This window comes from Uliginosibacterium aquaticum (genome assembly GCF_012972705.2).
Classification (GTDB): Bacteria; Pseudomonadota; Gammaproteobacteria; order Burkholderiales; family Rhodocyclaceae; genus Uliginosibacterium; species Uliginosibacterium aquaticum.
The window spans coordinates 1-5,471 of sequence record NZ_JABCSC020000008.1 but is presented as its reverse complement, the minus strand read 5'-3'; the positions used below and the strand labels follow the sequence as shown (position 1 = coordinate 5,471).

The window sequence follows — 5,471 nt, the reverse complement described above, 5'->3', positions numbered from 1 at the left end:
GGGTAGTCTGACGATGACCTACTTTCGCATGGGCGGACCACACTATCATCGGCGCGGTTTCGTTTCACGGTCCTGTTCGGGATGGGAAGGGGTGGAGCCGAAACGCTATGGTCGTCAGACTATAACTTGTGCTTCGTGACGCGAGCGCGTTGCTTGGGTCACGAAGGTGTGCTGGAAGGCAAATTGGTATGGGTGATGATTGCGCGATGTGTATCCGACGTAAAAGTCGGGTTCGCTTGTAATGTGTTCAGGGTTATAGGATCAAGCCGCACGGGCAATTAGTATCAGTTAGCTTAACGCATTACTGCGCTTCCACACCTGACCTATCAACGTCCTGGTCTTGAACGACCCTTCAGGGGACTCGAAGTCCCAGGGAAGTCTCATCTTGAGGCGAGTTTCACGCTTAGATGCTTTCAGCGTTTATCTCTTCCGGATTTAGCTACCCGGCAATGCGACTGGCGTCACAACCGGTACACCAGAGATCCGTCCACTCCGGTCCTCTCGTACTAGGAGCAGGCCCCCTCAAACTTCCAACGCCCACGGCAGATAGGGACCAAACTGTCTCACGACGTTTTAAACCCAGCTCGCGTACCACTTTAAATGGCGAACAGCCATACCCTTGGGACCGGCTACAGCCCCAGGATGTGATGAGCCGACATCGAGGTGCCAAACTCCGCCGTCGATGTGAACTCTTGGGCGGAATCAGCCTGTTATCCCCAGAGTACCTTTTATCCGTTGAGCGATGGCCCTTCCATACAGAACCACCGGATCACTATGACCTGCTTTCGCACCTGCTCGACTTGTGGGTCTCGCAGTCAAGCCTTCTTTTGCCATTGCGCTATCAGTACGATGTCCGACCGTACCTAGAAGACCTTCGTACTCCTCCGTTACTCTTTGGGAGGAGACCGCCCCAGTCAAACTGCCTACCATGCACGGTCCCCGATCCGGATTCACGGACCAAGGTTAGAACCTCAACGACACCAGGGTGGTATTTCAAGGACGGCTCCTCCGGAACTAGCGTCCCGGTCTCATAGCCTCCCACCTATCCTACACAAGTCCCGTCAAAGTCCAATGCAAAGCTGCAGTAAAGGTTCATGGGGTCTTTCCGTCTAGCCGCGGGGAGATTGCATCTTCACAAACATTTCAACTTCGCTGAGTCTCAGGAGGAGACAGTGTGGCCATCGTTACGCCATTCGTGCAGGTCGGAACTTACCCGACAAGGAATTTCGCTACCTTAGGACCGTTATAGTTACGGCCGCCGTTTACCGGGGCTTCGATCAAGAGCTTGCACCCCATCACTTAACCTTCCGGCACCGGGCAGGCGTCACACCCTATACGTCCACTTTCGTGTTTGCAGAGTGCTGTGTTTTTAATAAACAGTCGCAGCCACCGATTCTCTGCGGCCTCTTCGCCCTTCGATTGTTCATCTACAAGCTACAGAGGCATACCTTCTCCCGAAGTTACGGTATCAATTTGCCGAGTTCCTTCTCCTGAGTTCTCTCAAGCGCCTTGGTATTTTCAACCTGCCCACCTGTGTCGGTTTGCGGTACGGTCGATTCTTGACTGAAGCTTAGAGGCTTTTCCTGGAAGCAGGGTATCAACCACTTCGTCTGCAAGCAGACTCGTTATCACCTCTCATCTAAGCCCGGCGGATTTGCCTACCGGGCACGACTACGGGCTTGAACCAGGACATCCAACGCCTGGCTGGCCTAACCTTCTCCGTCCCCCCATCGCATCAAGAATCGGTACAGGAATATTCACCTGTTTCCCATCGACTACGCATTTCTGCCTCGCCTTAGGGGCCGACTAACCCTACGCCGATGAACGTTGCGTAGGAAACCTTGGGCTTTCGGCGAACGAGCTTTTCACTCGTTTTATCGCTACTCATGTCAGCATTCGCACTTCCGATACCTCCAGCAGACCTCTCGATCCACCTTCACAGGCTTACGGAACGCTCCCCTACCACACGTACTAAGTACGCATCCGCAGCTTCGGTTCATAGTTTGAGCCCCGTTACATCTTCCGCGCAGGACGACTCGACTAGTGAGCTATTACGCTTTCTTTAAAGGGTGGCTGCTTCTAAGCCAACCTCCTAGCTGTCTATGCCTTCCCACCTCGTTTTCCACTTAACTATGCATTTGGGACCTTAGCTGGCGGTCTGGGTTGTTTCCCTCTTGACAATGGACGTTAGCACCCACTGTCTGTCTGCCGTATATCACTTTGCGGTATTCGGAGTTTGCTATCGCGAGGTAGATCGCAATGACCCCCTCAACGATTACAGTGCTCTACCCCCGCAAGTGTCCGTACGACGCACTACCTAAATAGTTTTCGGGGAGAACCAGCTATCTCCAGATTTGTTTAGCCTTTCACCCCTATCCACAGCTCATCCCCTAACTTTTCAACGTTAGTGGGTTCGGACCTCCAGTACGTGTTACCGCACCTTCATCCTGGCCATGGATAGATCATCTGGTTTCGGGTCTACGCCGTGCGACTGATTCGCCCTTATCAGACTCGCTTTCGCTACGCCTCCCCTATTCGGTTAAGCTCGCCACACAACGTAAGTCGCTGACCCATTATACAAAAGGTACGCAGTCACCCCTTACGAGGCTCCCACTGTTTGTATGCACGCGGTTTCAGGATCTATTTCACTCCCCTCCCGGGGTTCTTTTCGCCTTTCCCTCACGGTACTGGTTCACTATCGGTCGATTACGAGTATTTAGCCTTGGAGGATGGTCCCCCCATATTCAGACAGGGTTTCTCGTGCCCCGCCCTACTTGTCGTACGCTCAGTACCATCCAATTGTTTTCGCATACGGGGCTATCACCCACTATCGCCGGACTTTCCAGACCGTTCTGCTAACAATTGAATTATCACGTACAGGCTCTTCCCCGTTCGCTCGCCACTACTCAGGGAATCTCGGTTGATTTCTTTTCCTCGGGGTACTTAGATGTTTCAGTTCTCCCGGTTCGCTTCCACTGACCTATGTATTCAGTCAGGGATACCTCTTACGAGGTGGGTTTCCCCATTCGGACATCTGCGGATCAAAGCTTCATTGCCAGCTCCCCGCAGCTTTTCGCAGGCTTGCACGTCCTTCATCGCCTGTAATCGCCAAGGCATCCACCACGTGCACTTAGTCGCTTGATCCTATAACTTTGAACCCTGGGTCATCTTGTCAGACTCCCAGGAAGTTACAGGCGAACTAGTACATCGTTTATGTTGGACTGTTGCCGCTGGTTCGCAAACAACAATCCGATGCAATCACTACCCATTCGATTGTCTGTTTCATGCAGTTGCCTGCAATCGACTTTCAATCGATGTTTAATTTGCCTTCCAGATTTTTAAAGAGCAGTACAACCGATCACTCATAAAGAGTGATTAGGCTATGTGCAGTCTCGCTGCGCATGGCTTAATCACCACTTAGGTACTTCAGTCAGAGACTTGGTGGAGGATGACGGGATCGAACCGACGACCCCCTGCTTGCAAAGCAGGTGCTCTCCCAGCTGAGCTAATCCCCCAATGCATGATTTCACGCATTCTGTGGTGGGTCAGGTAGGAATCGAACCTACGACCCCCGCCTTATCAAGACGGTGCTCTAACCGACTGAGCTACTGACCCGATCCGTATCAGACCGGGCGCCAGTGTTCAGGCAAGCTATTTATTTCTAAATGAGCTTGTGTTCCCAGTCCCTACTGCTTAATCAAACAACCGATAGGTTGTGGATACTTGACCAGAGCTTTGCTCTAGAAAGGAGGTGATCCAGCCGCACCTTCCGATACGGCTACCTTGTTACGACTTCACCCCAGTCATGAATCCCACCGTGGTAAGCGCCCTCCTTACGGTTAGGCTACCTGCTTCTGGTGAAACCCACTCCCATGGTGTGACGGGCGGTGTGTACAAGACCCGGGAACGTATTCACCGCGACATGCTGATCCGCGATTACTAGCGATTCCGACTTCATGGAGTCGAGTTGCAGACTCCAATCCGGACTACGATCGGCTTTCTGGGATTAGCTCCACCTCGCGGCTTGGCAACCCTCTGTACCGACCATTGTATGACGTGTGAAGCCCTACCCATAAGGGCCATGAGGACTTGACGTCATCCCCACCTTCCTCCGGTTTGTCACCGGCAGTCTCATTAGAGTGCCCTTGCGTAGCAACTAATGATAAGGGTTGCGCTCGTTGCGGGACTTAACCCAACATCTCACGACACGAGCTGACGACAGCCATGCAGCACCTGTGTCCTGGTTCCCGAAGGCACATCCGCATCTCTGCAGACTTCCAGGCATGTCAAGGGTAGGTAAGGTTTTTCGCGTTGCATCGAATTAATCCACATCATCCACCGCTTGTGCGGGTCCCCGTCAATTCCTTTGAGTTTTAACCTTGCGGCCGTACTCCCCAGGCGGTCGACTTCACGCGTTAGCTACGTTACTCAAGAAGTCACCTTCCCGAACAACTAGTCGACATCGTTTAGGGCGTGGACTACCAGGGTATCTAATCCTGTTTGCTCCCCACGCTTTCGTGCATGAGCGTCAGTACAGGTCCAGGGGGCTGCCTTCGCCATCGATGTTCCTCCTGATATCTACGCATTTCACTGCTACACCAGGAATTCCACCCCCCTCTACCGTACTCTAGTTACACAGTCACAAACGCAGTTCCCAGGTTGAGCCCGGGGATTTCACATCTGTCTTATGCAACCGCCTGCGCACGCTTTACGCCCAGTAATTCCGATTAACGCTCGCACCCTACGTATTACCGCGGCTGCTGGCACGTAGTTAGCCGGTGCTTCTTCTTACGGTACCGTCATCCTTCCGGGATATTCACCCGAAAGATTTCTTTCCGTCTGAAAGAGCTTTACAACCCGAAGGCCTTCTTCACTCACGCGGCATGGCTGGATCAGGCTTTCGCCCATTGTCCAAAATTCCCCACTGCTGCCTCCCGTAGGAGTCTGGACCGTGTCTCAGTTCCAGTGTGGCTGGTCGTCCTCTCAGACCAGCTACGGATCGTCGCCTTGGTGAGCCTTTACCTCACCAACTAGCTAATCCGACATCGGCCGCTCCAATTGCGCGAGGCCTTTCGGTCCCCCGCTTTCCACCTCAGTGCGTATGCGGTATTAGCGTAACTTTCGCTACGTTATCCCCCACAACTGGGTACGTTCCGATGCTTTACTCACCCGTTCGCCACTAACCAGAGGAGCAAGCCCCTCTGATCCGTTCGACTTGCATGTGTAAGGCATGCCGCCAGCGTTCAATCTGAGCCAGGATCAAACTCTTAAGTTCAATCTTTTCAAAGCTCAACTCAAATTCATTACTGACTTTGTGTTGAGTACTCAATCATTTTTGCAGCTATCCGAAGACAGCCACTCTGACCAAGTACCCACACCTATCGGTTGTTCTATTTTTTAAAGAGCATCCCGTTTCCGGGCTTTTGCATTCTTTGCTACGCTTCTTACTGCGCTGCATCGTTTGCGAGAGG

At 52.6% G+C, this 5,471-nt stretch carries 2 tRNA genes and 3 rRNA genes; all 5 read right to left on the bottom strand.

Annotated features, from left to right (window positions below):
* Window positions 1-5 precede the first annotated feature (5 nt).
* The 5 genes from rrf to HJ583_RS18860 all read right to left on the bottom strand — a co-directional run bounded on the left by rrf (window position 6) and on the right by HJ583_RS18860 (window position 5,275).
* Window positions 6-119: ribosomal RNA gene (gene rrf / locus HJ583_RS18880) — 5S ribosomal RNA — on the bottom strand.
* A 138-nt stretch (window positions 120-257) separates the two neighbouring features.
* Window positions 258-3,144, bottom strand: a 23S ribosomal RNA gene (locus HJ583_RS18875).
* Between the two features lie 295 nt (window positions 3,145-3,439).
* Window positions 3,440-3,515: transfer RNA gene (locus HJ583_RS18870), tRNA-Ala, on the bottom strand.
* A gap of 23 nt (window positions 3,516-3,538) precedes the next feature.
* Window positions 3,539-3,615: transfer RNA gene (locus HJ583_RS18865), tRNA-Ile, on the bottom strand.
* Window positions 3,616-3,744: 129 nt separating this feature from the next.
* Window positions 3,745-5,275 (bottom strand): 16S ribosomal RNA (locus tag HJ583_RS18860).
* The 16S, 23S and 5S rRNA genes sit together here with 2 tRNA genes alongside, the layout of an rRNA operon.
* Between the last annotated feature and the right edge of the window lie 196 nt (window positions 5,276-5,471).